The organism is Enterobacter sp. ENT03 (genome assembly GCF_019218745.1).
Classification (GTDB): domain Bacteria; phylum Pseudomonadota; class Gammaproteobacteria; order Enterobacterales; family Enterobacteriaceae; genus Enterobacter_D.
In genome coordinates, this window is record NZ_JAHUXA010000009.1 from 17622 (window position 1) to 34149 (window position 16528).

13 protein-coding genes and 2 tRNA genes are annotated in these 16528 nt (G+C 48.5%); 4 read left to right on the top strand and 11 right to left on the bottom strand.

Annotated elements, in window-relative coordinates:
• Window positions 1–15 precede the first annotated feature (15 nt).
• On the top strand, window positions 16–342 hold the full coding sequence (locus KW828_RS12810; protein ID WP_218336710.1) for a hypothetical protein: 327 nt from the start codon (window positions 16–18) through the stop codon (window positions 340–342).
• Here the strand turns inward: KW828_RS12810 and KW828_RS12815 are convergent.
• Both KW828_RS12815 and KW828_RS12820 read right to left on the bottom strand, forming a co-directional pair.
• The gene (locus KW828_RS12815; RefSeq protein WP_218336711.1) at window positions 306–1463 is read right to left on the bottom strand and encodes an MFS transporter; all 1158 of its coding nucleotides are present in this window, start codon (window positions 1461–1463) and stop codon (window positions 306–308) included. The two genes, KW828_RS12810 and KW828_RS12815, sit on opposite strands and share 37 nt — an antisense overlap.
• A complete protein-coding gene (locus KW828_RS12820; protein WP_218336712.1) occupies window positions 1460–1984 on the bottom strand; it encodes a TetR/AcrR family transcriptional regulator in 525 nt (174 codons plus the stop codon). Before KW828_RS12820 ends, KW828_RS12815 begins: the two co-directional genes overlap by 4 nt.
• A gap of 161 nt (window positions 1985–2145) precedes the next feature.
• Between KW828_RS12820 and KW828_RS12825 the strand changes: the two genes are divergently transcribed.
• Window positions 2146–3597 carry an AMP nucleosidase gene (locus KW828_RS12825; RefSeq protein WP_218336713.1) on the top strand — a complete coding sequence of 484 codons (1452 nt, stop codon included), beginning with the start codon at window positions 2146–2148 and terminating at the stop codon, window positions 3595–3597.
• Window positions 3598–3642: 45 nt separating this feature from the next.
• Here the strand turns inward: KW828_RS12825 and KW828_RS12830 are convergent.
• Both KW828_RS12830 and KW828_RS12835 read right to left on the bottom strand, forming a co-directional pair.
• Window positions 3643–3718 (bottom strand) — tRNA-Asn (locus KW828_RS12830).
• Between the two features lie 121 nt (window positions 3719–3839).
• The gene (locus tag KW828_RS12835) at window positions 3840–5276 is read right to left on the bottom strand and encodes an EmmdR/YeeO family multidrug/toxin efflux MATE transporter (protein ID WP_218336836.1); all 1437 of its coding nucleotides are present in this window, start codon (window positions 5274–5276) and stop codon (window positions 3840–3842) included.
• 187 nt (window positions 5277–5463) lie between these two features.
• On the opposite strand from KW828_RS12835, the gene KW828_RS12840 reads away from it, so the two are divergent.
• Window positions 5464–5539: transfer RNA gene (locus KW828_RS12840), tRNA-Asn, on the top strand.
• A gap of 728 nt (window positions 5540–6267) precedes the next feature.
• Here KW828_RS12840 and KW828_RS12845 read toward each other — a convergent pair.
• The 7 genes from KW828_RS12845 to KW828_RS12875 all read right to left on the bottom strand — a co-directional run bounded on the left by KW828_RS12845 (window position 6268) and on the right by KW828_RS12875 (window position 15299).
• Window positions 6268–7755, bottom strand: coding sequence for a hypothetical protein (locus KW828_RS12845; RefSeq protein WP_218336714.1), 1488 nt, complete (start codon window positions 7753–7755; stop codon window positions 6268–6270).
• Window positions 7756–8004: 249 nt separating this feature from the next.
• A complete protein-coding gene (locus tag KW828_RS12850) occupies window positions 8005–8256 on the bottom strand; it encodes an acyl carrier protein (protein ID WP_218336715.1) in 252 nt (83 codons plus the stop codon).
• A 17-nt stretch (window positions 8257–8273) separates the two neighbouring features.
• Window positions 8274–10478 carry a hypothetical protein gene (locus tag KW828_RS12855; protein ID WP_218336716.1) on the bottom strand — a complete coding sequence of 735 codons (2205 nt, stop codon included), beginning with the start codon at window positions 10476–10478 and terminating at the stop codon, window positions 8274–8276.
• On the bottom strand, window positions 10475–11629 hold the full coding sequence (locus KW828_RS12860; protein ID WP_218336717.1) for a hypothetical protein: 1155 nt from the start codon (window positions 11627–11629) through the stop codon (window positions 10475–10477). The genes KW828_RS12855 and KW828_RS12860 overlap by 4 nt, the downstream gene beginning before the upstream one ends.
• 76 nt (window positions 11630–11705) lie before the next feature.
• Window positions 11706–12800, bottom strand: a complete 1095-nt coding sequence (locus tag KW828_RS12865) for an IpaC/SipC family type III secretion system effector (protein ID WP_218336718.1) — start codon at window positions 12798–12800, stop codon at window positions 11706–11708.
• Window positions 12801–12877: 77 nt separating this feature from the next.
• On the bottom strand, window positions 12878–14770 hold the full coding sequence (gene sctE, locus KW828_RS12870; protein ID WP_256350166.1) for a type III secretion system translocon subunit SctE: 1893 nt from the start codon (window positions 14768–14770) through the stop codon (window positions 12878–12880).
• Entirely contained in the window at window positions 14751–15299 is a 549-nt protein-coding gene (locus KW828_RS12875) for a SycD/LcrH family type III secretion system chaperone (protein ID WP_218336720.1), read from the bottom strand. Before KW828_RS12875 ends, sctE begins: the two co-directional genes overlap by 20 nt.
• Window positions 15300–15615: 316 nt before the next feature.
• On the opposite strand from KW828_RS12875, the gene sctJ reads away from it, so the two are divergent.
• The gene (gene sctJ / locus KW828_RS12880; protein ID WP_218336721.1) at window positions 15616–16518 is read left to right on the top strand and encodes a type III secretion system inner membrane ring lipoprotein SctJ; all 903 of its coding nucleotides are present in this window, start codon (window positions 15616–15618) and stop codon (window positions 16516–16518) included.
• Window positions 16519–16528: the final 10 nt, after the last annotated feature.

Consider the following 16528-nt stretch of genomic DNA (forward strand, 5'->3'; position numbering starts at 1 on the left):
TGGCGGGGGGGAAAGATGAAAAGGACAGGAATTCTCGGCGTGGATGCGCTGACCGACGTGCTGGTCAGGGATCTGTTTCGGACGACACCGGACGCGCAGGTGTTTCTCTCCCCCGCCAGCGGCGAGCGAGTGCAACGGCTGTCGCAGGAATTTCCCTGCTGGACGCTGGACGATCCGCAGGCGCTGGTGGATGAGGTGGAGGTGCTGATCATCAGCCTTGACGCCGACGCGCTGGCGGAACTCTGCGCCCGCGTGCAGCTGCGCCGCGGGTTAACCCTGGTGTCGCTGGTGCCGGGCGTCTCGTCTCAGGCTTTGCGAAAACGCTTTCGCCAGGTGGACTGAAGTGGCACCGTGCCGCTGAACCCGGCGCAGAGCGTCAGCGCGGCAAACATCGCCACGGCATAACCCGCCGACAGACGATCCATGATCAGTCCGAACAGCGGCGATCCGGCAGTCTGCCCCACCGCCAGCGTCAGAAAGCAGATCATCAGCCCCGTCGCCGGACGTTCCGGCAGCGCTGAAACGCCCCACACCAGATAGATACCGGAGATCGTAATATAGGCCGCGCCGAACAGCGCCCCGCCGATAAGCGTCAGCATGGGCGTGGTGCTCTCAAAGCCGATCAGCAGCATACCCGCCGCCATCGCCAGCAAAAACAGCCGGTGCATGAGATCCATACCAAAGCGCGCCACCAGCGTCCCCGCTGCCGCACCGGCAATGCCCGCTGCACCGGTCACCATCCACAGCACGCCCGCGCCGGTATCGCGCCACTCCAGCCGCAGCGCGACCAGCTGACTGCCGAAGGACCAGATCGCCGTGCTGCCCGCGCCCATTAACAGTGAGGCGACGATCAGCCGTTTCAGTGATGCGCTGATCGTCGGCAGACCGCCCGCGCTGTTGCTGGCCGCAGGGGAACGGTGCGGCACAAAACGCGCGGCGGCAATCGCCATTGCAAACGCCAGCGCGGCAAAGAGCGCAAACGCCAGCCGCCATTGACCGCCCATCGCCAGCGCCACGGGGCCTGAGAGCACCACGCCTGCGCCGGTTCCGGCATTAATGATGGTGTTTGCCGCGCCCTGACGATCCGGCTGCACCGCTGCCAATACCGCAGCCGCCAGCGGCGGCGACACCAGGCCCGTACTGGCTCCGGCGAGCATCACGGCAGCCGCCAGCCACAGCGGCGAGGATGCCAGCGCGATGCCGGTCATGCCCAGTGCCGCCACCAGCGCGGCGGTGAGCGCCACCGCGCGAGGGCCGATGCGCTCGGTCAGAACAGCTGCCAGCACGATGGTTAAGCAGTAACCCAGAAACGAGCCGCCGGAAATCAGGCCGCTCAGCGTCGGGGAAAGGGAGAGATCCGCGTCGATGCGCGGCAGAAACAGCCCGAAGGCGAAACGGGCGAAGCCATAGCAGACGGCGATCAGACTGAAGCCGGTGGCAATAAGCCAGGCGTTTTTACTCATGCTTTTGCCCCCGCCAGCAGCATTGCTGCCGTGTCGCGCGCCGTCGCCACGGTGCCCACCCCGCGATAAATGGCGGCCGCCGTTGCGCCCTCAAAGAGGATCAGGATCTGCTCCGCCAGCCGGTCATCTTCATGGCCGATTTCACGCGCCACCAGTTGGCGGATGGTTTGCCAGGTCTTTTCTTTATGGGCGCGGGTCACCGCCGCGATCTGCGGATTGTCACCGCCGGTTTCGCCGTAAGCCCGCAGAAACAGACAGCCCAGGCAGCCCTCTTCGCGCAGCCAGTCGTCCAGCGCGTCGAACAGCGCTTTAATGCTCTGCTCCTCCATCTGTGCGAAGAAGCGTTGATCCCTCTCCTCCAGCACCCGGACGATCAACGCCGTTTTGCTGCCGGCATGTTTATAGAGCGTGCGGCTCGACATGCCCGCCGCCTGCGTGAGCCGATCCATCCCGGTGGCATTAAAACCATGCCGGCTAAACAGGGATCCTGCGGCAGAAATGAGTTTGTTTTTTGTGTCCATCCATTAAAAGTAAAACGATCGGTTTACCCTGTCAAACTGACCGCGCGAATAACTTCCCGTTGCCGTTTCGCTGCTTTTCAGCCTTATCCCCACCCTTTTGTTTCACAATCCTGTGACATACTATCGGTATGGCAGCACATGAGAGAAACAAGGAGATGAACATGGATAACAAGGCGAGCCTTACCCCGGAACAGGCCCTCGACCAGCTCGAAGCGCTGTATGACCAGGCGGTCAGTGATTTGCGCGAGGCGATTGCGCTGTACATCGATCAGGGCACCCTTCCCGACACGCTCGCCCGTGCGCAGGGCAAATTTGTTTACCCGCAGCTGTCGGTGCACTGGGACGGCGACGCGCCGAATGCGCAGAAAACCCGCGCCTATGCACGCTTTACCCATCCTGGCAGCTACAGCACCACCATCACGCGCCCGGCGCTGTTCCGCGCCTATCTGCTGGAGCAGCTCACCATGCTGTATCAGGATTACGGCGCACGCATTGAGGTCGGTCCCTCTCAGCATGAGATCCCTTATCCGTATGTGATTGATGGTTCAGCGCTGACGCTGGATCGCTCGATGAGCGCGGGCCTCACCCGCCACTTCCCGACCACCGAGCTTTCGCAGATCGGCGATGAAACCGCAGACGGCATTTATCATCCGGCGGAATTCTCGCCGCTGTCGCACTTTGATGCCCGTCGCGTGGACTTTTCACTGGCACGACTGCGCCACTACACTGGCACGCCGGTCGAGCATTTCCAGCCGTTCGTGCTGTTCACTAACTACACGCGTTATGTGGATGAGTTCGTGCGCTGGGGTTGCAGCCAGATCCTCGACCCGGACAGCCCGTACGTGGCGCTCTCCTGCGCGGGCGGTATCTGGATCACCGCTGAAACCGAAGCGCCGGAGGAGGCGACTTCCGATCTGGCCTGGAAAAAACACCAGATGCCGGCCTGGCACCTGATCACTGCTGATGGTCAGGGGATCACGCTGGTCAATATCGGCGTCGGCCCGTCGAACGCCAAAACCATCTGCGATCATCTGGCGGTACTGCGCCCGGATGTGTGGCTGATGATCGGCCACTGCGGCGGCCTGCGTGAGAGTCAGTCGATTGGCGATTACGTGCTGGCACATGCTTATCTGCGCGACGATCACGTGCTGGATGCGGTGCTGCCGCCGGATATTCCAATCCCGAGCATCGCCGAAGTGCAGCGCGCGCTGTACGACGCCACTAAACAGGTCAGCGAGATGCCGGGCGAGGAAGTAAAACAGCGACTGCGTACCGGTACGGTGGTCACCACCGACGACCGCAACTGGGAGCTGCGTTATTCGGCGTCGGCGCTGCGCTTTAACTTAAGCCGCGCGGTGGCGATTGATATGGAAAGCGCGACTATTGCGGCGCAGGGTTATCGCTTCCGCGTCCCGTACGGTACGCTGCTGTGCGTGTCCGATAAACCGCTGCATGGCGAGATCAAACTGCCGGGCCAGGCGAACCGTTTCTACGAAGGGGCGATTTCTGAGCATTTGCAGATTGGCATTCGGGCGATTGATCTGCTGCGGGCGGAAGGTGAGCGTCTGCACTCGCGTAAACTGCGTACCTTTAACGAGCCGCCGTTCCGCTAAACGCTGAAAAACAAAAAGCCCGCTAAAAAGCGGGCTTCTTAAATTTGGCTCCTCTGACTGGACTCGAACCAGTGACATACGGATTAACAGTCCGCCGTTCTACCGACTGAACTACAGAGGAATCGTGTGAACGGGGCGAATATTAACGGCGCACTGTAGGCTTGTCAAAGCCTGATTTCAAAAAAGTGCGCGATTGCCGATTTATTCCGCATCCCGTACAAAAAGAGTGCAAATTCAGGCTATCACTCCGCTTTATTACGCAGTGGGCGCGGGTATTTCCCCAGCCAGCGACCGCTGACCATACGCCAGTAGAACAGCGCCCCACGCACCGCCCAGTCAAGGAACATCCCCAGCCAGACGCCGATCACGCCCATACCGAGCACGATCCCCAGCGTATAACCGGCCACCACGCGACAGCCCCACATACCGAGCATCGACACCCACATGGCAAATCGGGCATCGCGCGCGCCCTTCTGCCCGGCGGGTAATACCCAGGAGGCCGCCCAGATCGGCATAAAAGCGGCGTTCATCCACAGCAGGATTTTCACCACCTCCTGCACGTCCTGCTCCGGCGTATAAAACGCGGCGAGCAGCCCGGCGAAAGGCGCAGTGCCCCAGGCAATAATCGTCAGGCCTATGGTCGACAGCCAGAACACGTGCCGCAGCTGCCGTTCCGCCTGGCCGATCTGCCCCTTCCCGAGCCGCTTACCGGTGATAATGGTGGAGGCCGATCCCAGCGCGTTCCCCGGCAGGTTAATCAGCGCCGCCACGGAGAAAGCAATAAAGTTACCGGCGATCACGTTGGTGCCCATCCCAGCAACAAACATCTGCGTCAATAATTTGCCGCTGTTAAACAGTACCGATTCGATACTGGCGGGAATGCCGATGCCCATCACTTCCCAGATAATGGCGAAGTTAAGCGGTTTAAAATAACTTTTCAGCGTGATGCGCAGCGCCGGATTAAAGCCGATCATCAGCACCCAAATAATCGCCAGTGCGCCGATGTAGCGGGAAATAGTCAGCCCCAGCCCGGCCCCGGCAAAGCCAATACCCGGCCAGGAAAACAGGCCATAGATCAGGATGCTGCTGATAATAATGTTGAGGATGTTCATGCCGCCGTTGATCAACAGCGGAATTTTGGTATTGCCCGCCCCGCGCAGCGCACCGCTGCCAATCAGCGTGATGGCTGCCGCCGGATAACTCAGCACCGTTAATTCGAGGTACGTCAGCGCCAGCGCTTTCACTTCCGCCGTGGCTTCACCCGCTACCACATTAATGATCTGCTCGCCAAAATAGTGGATCAGCGCCGCCAGCAGTATGGCGAACAGCGTCATGATCACCAGCGATTGGCGTGCCGCCGAACGCGCCCGCCGCCGGTCGCGTTTACCGAGGCTAAAAGCCACCACCACCGTGGTACCCAGATCGACCGCGGCAAAAAAGGCCATCACCACCATGTTAAAACTGTCGGCGAGGCCCACTCCCGCCATCGCTTCTTTGCCCAGCCAGCTCACGAGGAAGGTACTCAGTACCCCCATCAACAGCACACAGGTATTTTCGAGGAAGATAGGCACGGCAAGCGGGGTGATTTCACGCCAGAAAAGCACACGGTAACTTTTTCGTTTAGCGTACCAGGGCGTACGGGCGACAGCCTGGCGTAAAGCGGCAGTGACGTTCAAAATGGACCTTAAAGAGAAAGTGAAACTTCATTTCAAATGATGAGTGAGAAATGCTAATCCTGCAAAGTATTTTCCACATAATTTGCTGGTAAATCCGGCAAATCGGCGACGGCTTCGCCAGACGAACGCCCGCGCGTAAAATGCGGTTTGACAAAAAGTTTTTCGCCGCTAACATTAGCCCCCACACGATTCCTCTGTAGTTCAGTCGGTAGAACGGCGGACTGTTAATCCGTATGTCACTGGTTCGAGTCCAGTCAGAGGAGCCAAATTTTAGTTTCAGGGCATTCCTGTGAGTCCTGAAGCGTTTAAAAGCAAGACATTATATACCCGGCCGTCCTGAGAAGGATTGCCGGGTTTTTTACATCCACAGTTTTGGGGCTTAATCGGAAATCTCACGGTTCGTTGAGAAAATGGAGCTACCGCCTGTGGCATTAACCGATACCACACTCCACAAACTCAAACCTTCGGACAAACCCAAGGACTTTCTGGAAATTACCGCCCGGGTAAAAAACCACGTAACCGAAATCATGCGTTATGAAGTGAAGATCTTCCAGGCGTTAGCATGCACGCTCTGTTACTGATGAATACGTTGTATCACTGGATGCGAAGACGAAAGACGCTAAACTCATCGCACAATATTACTGGCTCGTTGAATAAACAGCGATTATGTTGCGTTCACCTGATACAAATACTCAATATGGATTTATCTTTGATTGCCACACATTCATCACCCTTAAGCCAATAATTCCCAAACTGATACAGCTTTCCCGCCCGCTTGCGCGGTCTCCCCCCGGATCGTCCTGATCCTCCTTCGGTATCGATTCATGTTCTCTTTATGAGTGAAAGGGCCTGAGAAGGCCTTGAATGAATCCCGTCATGAGCGGGTGCAATGGATTTGTCTGCTACAGATCGAAAGGGTTGCGTGCGTCACTTTCCCGCGATTTCGCAGTCAAAGTGACGCACTGGGCAGGCCGCAGCTGGTCAGGTAGATATCTTATTTAGGATATGAAACTTGCTTAGGTTCAAAATGGTGAAAACTGACTGCGCTGTCCTTATTCAATGCGTAGACTTGACGATATGAGAACTTTTTATCTTTAACAAGTAAACTTGATTCGGGAGCATTGATACCTAAAATATGGTCAATTAACTCACAAGGACGACATTTTAATGGATAAGGGAAATTGGAGTCCTGTAAATACCAAACTCCATCTTTTTTATTAAAACATATCGCATGTGAAATATCATTTTTTCTACTATAGAAACGACAAATTAGACCATCCTGCATTTTCTCCAGAGTTTTTATATCAGCGAGATTGTTATACCAGACCGGCACGGGTAGATAAGGAGTATCAATTTGACCAGGCAGTCCATAAAGTTGATTTATTGCATCCGTTATTTTATCGCTGATGAGATAACCTGTAGTAATAGAATTAAAAATTTTTCCTGAATCGAAAATTTTCTTATAATCGACTACAGAATTTTTATCTAATAGTACCGTTGCTTCTCCGCGACTTAATGTCGATATTGCGGTTCGTCTGGTGATCTCGCCTGCATTTAACCGCTGATGTTGCATGGCTTTCAGTTCGCGTAACTCCGTACCCTTACGGTGTTGAACCGCTGAAAGCAATATTTCTAAGCGTCGTGGCGTAAGGGGCAGAAACGGCCTACCGTCTCTCGCGCACCAGCCCGCAAGATAATGGTTATTGGCATGCAAGACGCACGTCCCCGATTTATTGAACTGCAACTCGTGATACAGACCAGAACGGGAATCGATGCCACGATCGCTGCCCATATGTGGTTTTTGTGCTGCATACTCAAGGCTCTTTGAAAGCATATTATCGGCAGACAACGGCTTTTTGCCTAATGTTCGTGGTTTCGCAATATCCCATTCTGCTTGTTTATTCAAACGTAAAACTCGCAAACAATAGTCAACAATCGCCAGTCTTCGCTCAATAAAAATTTTTTGCAGAATGATTTCTTCGTTACGCGAAATACAGATATTCTTAATGTCTTTTACTTGCTGCTCATTGACTGATGAATTAACTATTTTCCCCTCTTCATCAGCAATCATTTGATACAGCGCCCCATAGAGACGACAATTTTCGCTAGCAGCATCTTTGAGCAACAGGTAACCAAGCCGGGCATTGACAACATCGGAACGAATATTTCCAGGGTTAATATTTGCCGAATTTTCCACCAACGACTTATATCTCACATTGAGCTTATCGTTCAGGCGCTGTAAGCTCTCAAACTGTTTTTCATATTCTGCTTTTCGCGCCTCACGTTGAGCATGGATAGGGTCGGGCAAATCTCCCCTCTGCGTGGTTTTATGTACAGTACTATTGACCGGGTGGACATTCTTAATACCCCTTAATGTCGTTGAAAGAAAATTTTTAACATTTGAATTAGCGCTGGCGAAAGAAAGCTTATACCTAAAGGTATCATTGTAACGCAGGGTTAATGACGGGATTATAATTGGCATAACTCACCTGATTCAGTTATAAAAATGCAATTTATATGCCCCTGTCAGAGAGTGCTATAAACGTTAATTTAATGATAATATTCTCTTCGGCTATACCCCGTTTACTTCATGCGTCTTCTTCAAAACAACGTCATATCCATTGGATATAGATATTGAGTTAAAACGGAGAAGTCAGCACGACAAAAAAGCGTCAATGCAGATTTAGTGAGTCTCTGCATTGACGCAATGGATGGAAAGCAAGCGAACGTTTTACGCTGGGTTACAACGAGCTAAAATAACACGTGATATTGAATCGAGAGTCGTGAAACCGCCTAACTCATCATCGTTGATGCTAATGTTAAGGCAGTCTTCGATCTCTGTTAAAAATTCGATTAGATCAACCGAGTCAAAATATAAGTCGTATAAAATATGACTATTAATACCCACATCTTCACGAGGAAGGGATTTGATTTTAACCACGGCAGAGATCAAGCATTCGCTGATATCTTCTATGCTGCGCATTCATTACTCCGCTTTAATCAATTGCGTGACATATGTAGCCCATCAACCGTCAATGTGATTGGCGATTTGATGTCACCTTTCTCATCAAGATATGGGCTGTAACGTTGACCAGGTATGACGTTAACAGGATTTTCTGCCGTCATATTCAACTTCTGCATATCTCCTGTCTCATTTTTAGCAGAGGGCAATGCGCTACCTTCTGCGGTATTGCTCTGCGCCGTACGGACATCACGGATACTGCTGTTAAAGAAAGAGACCAGGTCACGAACATGGCCTGGAGTAGAAGCCCCACTCTTTGATACCCGCTGAGAACCCGAGTCCAGCGCATCATCCTGAAGCGCCTCAACAGTCTGTTCAGAGTGAGGCGCTTTTTGCGATGCCATATCCTCAGCAGACGATTGACGCTGTGGAGATCTTACCGTACTGGCATCGAACTCCAGACCGTTATCACCTTGATTAACGTTGATATAAGCCCTGGAAATAAACGTTTTATTCTCAAGGAACGGTTCGGAAACCGTTAGTTCGCTGTTATCAACCACGACAGCAGCACTCTGTTGGTTTTGCACAGTGAAAGACGACGAATTGCTGCCCGCAAGATTCGGTCGCAGTAATCCAGTCTGGCTTAAAGTAACGGGATTGCCTGCCCGCTCTTGTTTAGCAATGAACGTATCAGTGGGTGAGGACACCTTCGGTGGAGAAAATCGGATTGCTTCCGACGCAACCGTCTGATTTTGATTAACGAGCTGATCAAAAAAACGTATACGTTCGGCCATTGACGAGGTATCGGCTGTGGTATCCGTCATTTGAACAGCACCCTCACTCACCCTATTCTCCGTGATGTCTGCAGCTTCTATAGCAGCGGATGCACTACTGCCAGATGCAGATTCGTCTCCATCAACATTAATACGGTGTTCTTCGATCATCGCCTCTTCAACACCATGCTCAGGACTGTCTGTAGCAGATTCTGCCTGAATGCTTTCAGAGGATAAGTGATTACTCTCATCATACCCATCAGCAACACCTGACGTGTTAAAGCGCTCTGCATGTAAATCAGGAAATACAGAAGCACCACCACTACGGGGGCCGTTGTCACTTTCAGACACAGTGCTGGATTGGGTGAAGCTTGTAAAATTATGTGGTAGCGAGGAACTACCGTGAACATGCTTACATTCACAAATATGGTAATGATGAATGTGATAAACCGTATTGCCGCGCTCAGCCAGTTTTTCGAGTTTTTCAGCAAGCCTGTCGAGTTTATCACCAAGATCAACATGGACCGTCGGGTTACCAATATTACTGAGGTTGACCACCACTGGTGAAGGGGCAGCCGGTAATGGATGAATAGTCCCATCAGGCTTGCTAACCGGCTCTGCCGGTTCATCTGGAGAGGTGATATTCGGATTCTGGGGCTGCGCTGGTGGCGCTGGAACCGGCGGCTGATCCGCTTTGCTCAATATGTCGCGCAGATAATTCGGATAATTCAACATCGAATTAACGTGGATGGTCGCCTGCTTAATAAAAGCAATCCCCTCCCTGCCTGGGGAGGTAAGATTATTTACAGCGTGACGGATATTTTTTTCAGCGTTGAATGCCGTCTGCTCAAGAAACTGAGGAACAGATGAAATATCCAGTCCATGGTGGCTTAAAACGTCATTACACCGTTTTTGAACATCTGCCATAACAACTTTAGCAAGAGCTTTTGGCGTATCGAACCTGTCTTTTAAAAAGATACCCAACTCATTTACTGCTTTCTGGTAGCTATCACGCTCTTTATTTTTTCTATTGACACTAAAGTTTTGTTCAACTGTAAAATAACTGTCCGGCTTTTTATTACCATTTTTGATAGCCGTAAACCAGGCATTCAATAAGCTCTCAAAATTCGACTTATCGCGATTCTCATCTCCAATGGTATGCGCCTTCGCCAGATAAATCATAGTGGCTACGTTTTCAAGATTGCGCCTCTGTGCTGCGTCACCTTTTTCGTACGCAATTTTGAAGTCATCATTCAATTCTGACATCACATTTGTTGCAATACTTTCGCGATACTGATTGCGGAATCTCAACAAATCAAACTTCGGTGAGTCACTGCCACTTTTCGCGGGTTTTACAGCCGGAGCAGTGTGAACAGATCGCAGATTTATCACCAGATCGGTGAGTTTTGTATCAGCAAGGGTTGGACGATACATTGAAGGGTCGACAGATACACTGCGGGTTAACTTCATAGTTTTTCTCCTTCAAAGAACTTATCTAAAAACTTATCTGGAACAGGGCAAGAATAAACATTCATAAATAAGCGTCCGGAAAGTTTAATAAACTCCGGATTAAATGTTGTTTTTGGAGCGCCCAAAGACGACCAAGGTCTGTGTTGAGTAATACGTGAAACATTACCTGGAGAAATAGTAGAATTAAAAACATCGCAAACCAATAAATCATTCTTTAGTTTGCAGGAACGACGGTGGAATGCTTTATAATATCTGTCAGCACACAGAGTCGCGTAAACATCATCTTTAGATAAGCTTTTTATGCTATTGCCTGTCGGTGTGGCAATGATCAAATTACATGTTTTTTCCAATATTTGATAAAGCACTTCGTCATGATAAGCGAAAATCTGTTTAACAATGTTATTACCACTCTCGCCACTGAAACTTGTTTGCAGATACTGGTCACCAGAAATAAGCATCAGATCATTTTGTACTTTTGAGAACTCCTTTGCGAGAGCCGCATCATAGGCAGCATTACTCATATGCGCAGTTTTTTTGGCAAAATGACGGGTATGGTAATTACCTTTAAGCTGATTGTGAATATCCTTGATACATCGCGTAAATTCTTTTTCATGGTCGTGAATGAAAGGTACAGCCCAATCGGGAATTTTTATGTCTGAATGTATACCATTCCAGTTATTCACATCAGAAATAAGAAATGAAAGTGCTGAGAAAACATCATGGGCGGCAACATTCACATACCGCGCATCGTCGCGGAAACCACTGACCAGGGCAATGATGGTTTCATTCGCAGATTGCGGATTGTCTTTACTCAGATTGGCAGTCACAAACTTAGCCAATCGTCTGTTCAAATCATTGATATTTCCCTGATCGGTAATCCTCAATTCACCGGTAATTTCTGCTAATTCATAGGCCTGCCCACGATATGTTGTTGATTGAGTATCGCCAGAATATTCAAGAGTTGAAGCCCCGTGTGGTCTTACTGTAGTGTTGATTGCCTGCACCACATTTCTGACGGAAAGATCAGTCGTACGTAACGTTCGCTCCATACCCATTGGGGCGCCAGCATTCGACATCACCATGGTAGCCCCAAAATAATCATTGCGGTAAGGCGGCATGGTCAGGCTGGAAACGTCTCTGATATCATTCATATTGACTCCATAAAAAGAGCAGATACGAATAAATTCGTATCTGCCTGGAACTTGAAGCTTGAGATTATTTTCCGGATCAGGCTTTCATGTTATTTGCGAAAGCACCAACCAGATCTGCTTCCGTTCGACGAACGTCATTAAGTAAATTCATCATATTGGCTAACAGTTGCTGTGATTTTTGCGCCTGCTGGCGGGACATTTCTACTGCGCCATCCATCACCTTGGCTTCAGAGCGCTCTTCTGTCTCTTCTTTCTGTTCAGTACTGTGAGCGAGCGAACCTGAACCGTCGGCAACACTGGCACCGGCCATACCAATCGCACGCTGCGCTTCAATCTGAGTTGAGGTCAGACGGGTGCGAGCTTCACCCTGAAGGAACGCTGTGTTAAAAGCATCACGATTACTAATCGTTTCATCAAGATTTCGTGCAGCAACTGCCTGATGTTCAGTACGCAGAGTGCGTTCTTGCTGGCTAAGTTCAGCGAGGCCACCATTTGATTTTTTGACGGATGAAGATGAAGTAGCAATATCACTCAAATCCAGTCGATCATTTTTACTGGCGCCCAGTGAGTTTTGCATCTGGCGTACAGCCAGATCGGATTCATGCATACCCTTCAGGTTTTGATTGATATTAACTTTGGTCGAGGAATAGTTGTTCACCGATTTACGAGTGGCAACACCGGTCCCTGCCATATTAATTGATGAGGAAATAATATTCTTAGAGAAAATAGCCAGGCCCTGGGCTTTTTGCGCATTCGCTGCACTCATACTGCTATTTTCACTCATAATCCCAAACGTGCTACTGAGATCGATATCAGCAATAGATGCCTGATTTGCCAGTTCAATCAGCATACAGATTAACCCGGACTGTTGTGAACTTTTAGGCAACACTAGTTTTACAGTTTCAGCGTCCCCCGGTTTAGCCAGCGCCGTCTGCAATATTTGCTGAGAGTTATTGAGTAGCTGCATAAATTGTGGGCTACGAACACCAGCATGCATATCAACATTGCCATTGTTGCCGGTAGCATTACTGACGAGCTGCTGCGTGATATGATCCGCAATAGCGGAATCGGTGATATGCAATCCTTTAATCTGAGCGCTATCAGCTTCACCAGACTTATTAATCAAAGGAATGTTTAGCATTGAAAAAACACTATTGATATTATTATTCATAATTTTATTCTCGCTTAATATTTTTTTATGATCCCAGCCACACTATCTTCTGGCATCAAAACAGTTATTGACAATGATTATGCCCGGGAATGCGCCAGAATAAAGCGCCCAACCGATTGTTCTTCACCGGCCATATCAGCAGCATTAGTCATTAACATATTCATATTTTCCATTGAGCGACTATAGGTATCTGTCACACTGTCGGAAAATAACTTCATGGTGGCAGAGGCAGAAAGCATCCGGGTAATATCAGCAAGCATTTCATTAATCCGTTTTTCAAACGTGCCAACGGCAATATTGCCAGCAGAATCAATACTTACGTCGGTCATTTTTAACAAGTCATCTGCCAAGTTGATTTTATTACCCAAAGTTTTAACTTTAACTTCATCACTAAAGAAGTCTTTTAAGAAATTCATTTTGGATTTAGCGTTATTACCGATAAATTGATTCAGGGCATTGGTTAACGATTTAGAAAGTTTCGATAATGCAGCTGCCAAATCATCAGTCAGTGATTTCGCACCAGTAATTAAAGGCTTTAATGCTTTGGTTAATGCACTCACTACACCGCTAATGACTTTCTTAACGATGTTGCCAACAATATTCATTAACTTATCGACCGGGAGCTGTTTAGCAACGACAGCGGCACCAATTGCGACGACAATCAATACTACAACTGCGAGGACCGAGGCGATAATTTCTGCGATGTCATTTTTAATACCAAAAGTTTCAAGAACTTTAGAGATAGCATCAGTGATTAACTGAATAATCGGCATTAAAACATGTTCCATGATTGGCTTTAATGCCGCTGCAATAAATGATTCGTTGCCAGTAACTTTTTGATAAACAGTATCCGCAACCATCATTGCGATACCAATGGCGGCTAACGCAATAGAGGCGCCCCCGCTAAACACAGCTGCAACAACAGAAACGATCGTCACAATTGCACCGATGATTTTTCCGATGCAGCCCATGGTCTCCTGCATTTGTCTGGATTTTTCTTGCTGCTTCTCTACTTCTTCTGCATCATTTGCCAGTTTTTCTTGCTGCGCAGCCTGAACCTTTTGCGAAAATTTCAGGTTAAGTTCCATGGTTTCTTCGGTTGACTCACCGATAATTGCGATCAGTTGCGCCATAAGCAACGCGGCAGTTCCGGCATTCCCTTTCACTGATTTGTCTGCTGCGTCATTAACCATAGCGGCATTTTTATTCAGTGAATCAAGATAATTGAGACTGGAACGCAACGCATCAGCTTTGCTTGACAGGTCATTAGTCGCAATAGTGAGCGTCTGGCGCGCAGTGGCCAAAGCTAATTGCTGAGTGGCCATTGACGTCTGCTTTTGCATCAGTTGTGAATTAACACTAGTTAATTGTGCTTTTAGCGCAGAAATTTCATCGGGAGATATGTCAGGATCGCTGAGTCTATTTTCAATAAGCAGTTTAGACTCAAGCAACGACTGAATTTCTTGCTGGAGATTACTGATGATTTGTTCCGTCGCTATTACGTCCTGCATTGCCGTTTTTTCAGCTATTTTTGCAGTGGTGTAATCCCGCTCTTCGTTATCAATTTGTTGTAAAACATCCTGGCTGGCGCTGGAAAACTCTTTACTGTGTTGAGTATACATCTCAGCCCGCGCTTGCAAATCATCGATACTCTGGTCACCCAGCAGCGTGATCAGCTTTGCCATCAACTCGTTGTAAGTCTCCATTCCCCCCTTTTTTACCGTTTCCTGTGCCTCCCTGGCAGCAGAACTCTGCAACGGTGCACGCAGTGAAGGCTTCAGGGTATCGCCATTATTTTGCGACTTATCAAACTGGGTAATAACTTTATTTTCGATAATTTGGCGAGCAGCATCCATTTGCTCACTGCTTATTTTTACAGCTTCACTTTTAGCATTAGCACTGACGTCTTCTTGATATATGTCATTCGACATAGCCGAACTGCGTAATGGATTATTTGTTATCCCATTCATGATTTTCACTCTCTTCTTCGGTTGCGGTGAGTTCGTTAATATTTTTTATGCTATTTATCGATTCCAGATACATTTTTGATTTTTCGACCAATCGCACATCCTGTTCATGCTCGACAACGAGTTCAAAACATTTTTTCGCCCGACCAACGTATCGCAACTGCATATTGCACTGCCCTGCTTCAAACATAGCCCGATAGTCAGTTTTGCTCAAAGCAAACGAAACGGCATAAATATCCAGAGCGCGTTGATATTGCTTTTTTAACTGGTATACAGCGCCTAAACCAAATGCATAGTCGGCATTGTACAGATCATACATAAACAGGAATTTAAAAAAACGCTCCGCCAGATCGAGTTTGCCTTGCTCATAATGCTCATAAGCACATCGATAGAACCCCTCCATCAGATTTTCGGGTAAAGCATGTAGTTGCTTTCTTGACACGCCTGTTTCCATAACTTCCATCAATAGATTTTCACTATCACCGATGTCGAAGCCGTCCAGAACCATGTCCGGATTAACGCTATCGCTCATAATATTTCTCCTTAATTCTACAGTACGTGCATAAGTTGGGAGTTAACATGGTTGGTAGATGTCATAGCATCTGCTTGCAACGTTGCTCCACTTCATGTTCAGTCAACCAGCGATATTTTAGTAGGGCTAACAAGGTATTATTTCTATTGCAGCGAAGATTAAAATAAACAAAAATTTACTTATTTTTATTCCACACCATAAGATTGGGAATTTTTATAGGTTTATTTATACCATCGGTTCTAATCCTCAGATAAAGTAATGTTAAAAAATTCTTTCATCCTGCCCTTACCTGTTAACCTATAATAAAGGAGATACCATGAACATCGTTCCTGAAATCAGAACAAGAACTGCACAAGCAAATCTGAATTTAAATAAAAATTTAGTCTACCCGCAAAACAGCCCCCCCTCAAATATAAGAACAAGCATCAAATTCCTGAATCAATCAGAACAGAGTTACCCAACAGAAACTGCTGCCACCAATGCTGATAGCTCATTAATTTTAAATGATAAATTTTTGCTCATTGCGTCTCTGTTTACACTCACCGGGTGTGATACCGAACTGATCTCTAATGTCTCTGAGCGGCAAGCAAATGAAATTATTGCCCTGCTTGAGCAAAATAATATCGATGCGCAGAAAATCAGAGGCGATAAGGGCGTTTTTTCCATTCGCGTGGATAAAAATTACATGAGTGATTCCGTTGAATTGCTCACGGCTCATAATCTGCCCTCTGCCGAAGACGTTGAAATTGCCGATCAGTTTCCTGCCGATGCGATGGTATCGACACCACTTGGGGAAAAAGCACGTTTGATTTCCGCGGTGGAACAAAGACTGGGACAAACCATCCGGGAGCTGGATAACGTCACCACTGCCAGAGTGCATTTGAGTTACCCGCTGGAGGGAGATTCGGATGCGCAGGCTCTTCCGTCGTCGGTTTCAGTACTTATTATCTATAAAAATGCGATTAATGAAGCAGAGTATATTGATAAAGTTAAACGACTGGTTAAGAACAGCATCAGCAATATTCAGTATGAAAATATTTCTGTGGTTATTTTTAAACGCACCGACACCATTAAGCCGAGCAAACCCGCGCCGTCAACACCGTCCTGGCTAGTGATTGCAGCAGGTTTATTAATAGTTATTCTCTGTGCCATTTTCGTCATCTTTATCTTTTCATTCAAAGAGGGAAAATTGGCGCGTAAACCGAAGCAGCAAGCGTAACTGACTCACT

Bases quoted from the DNA above. Each gene is read 5' to 3' on its own strand.
- KW828_RS12810 (WP_218336710.1), top strand. From the start codon at position 16: ATGAAAAGGACAGGAATTCTCGGCGTGGATGCGCTGACCGACGTGCTG.
- KW828_RS12815 (WP_218336711.1), bottom strand. From the start codon at position 1,463: ATGAGTAAAAACGCCTGGCTTATTGCCACCGGCTTCAGTCTGATCGCC.
- KW828_RS12820 (WP_218336712.1), bottom strand. From the start codon at position 1,984: ATGGACACAAAAAACAAACTCATTTCTGCCGCAGGATCCCTGTTTAGC.
- KW828_RS12825 (WP_218336713.1), top strand. From the start codon at position 2,146: ATGGATAACAAGGCGAGCCTTACCCCGGAACAGGCCCTCGACCAGCTC.
- KW828_RS12845 (WP_218336714.1), bottom strand. From the start codon at position 7,755: ATGCCAATTATAATCCCGTCATTAACCCTGCGTTACAATGATACCTTT.
- KW828_RS12850 (WP_218336715.1), bottom strand. From the start codon at position 8,256: ATGCGCAGCATAGAAGATATCAGCGAATGCTTGATCTCTGCCGTGGTT.
- KW828_RS12855 (WP_218336716.1), bottom strand. From the start codon at position 10,478: ATGAAGTTAACCCGCAGTGTATCTGTCGACCCTTCAATGTATCGTCCA.
- KW828_RS12860 (WP_218336717.1), bottom strand. From the start codon at position 11,629: ATGAATGATATCAGAGACGTTTCCAGCCTGACCATGCCGCCTTACCGC.
- KW828_RS12865 (WP_218336718.1), bottom strand. From the start codon at position 12,800: ATGAATAATAATATCAATAGTGTTTTTTCAATGCTAAACATTCCTTTG.
- sctE (WP_256350166.1), bottom strand. From the start codon at position 14,770: ATGAATGGGATAACAAATAATCCATTACGCAGTTCGGCTATGTCGAAT.
- KW828_RS12875 (WP_218336720.1), bottom strand. From the start codon at position 15,299: ATGAGCGATAGCGTTAATCCGGACATGGTTCTGGACGGCTTCGACATC.
- sctJ (WP_218336721.1), top strand. From the start codon at position 15,616: ATGAACATCGTTCCTGAAATCAGAACAAGAACTGCACAAGCAAATCTG.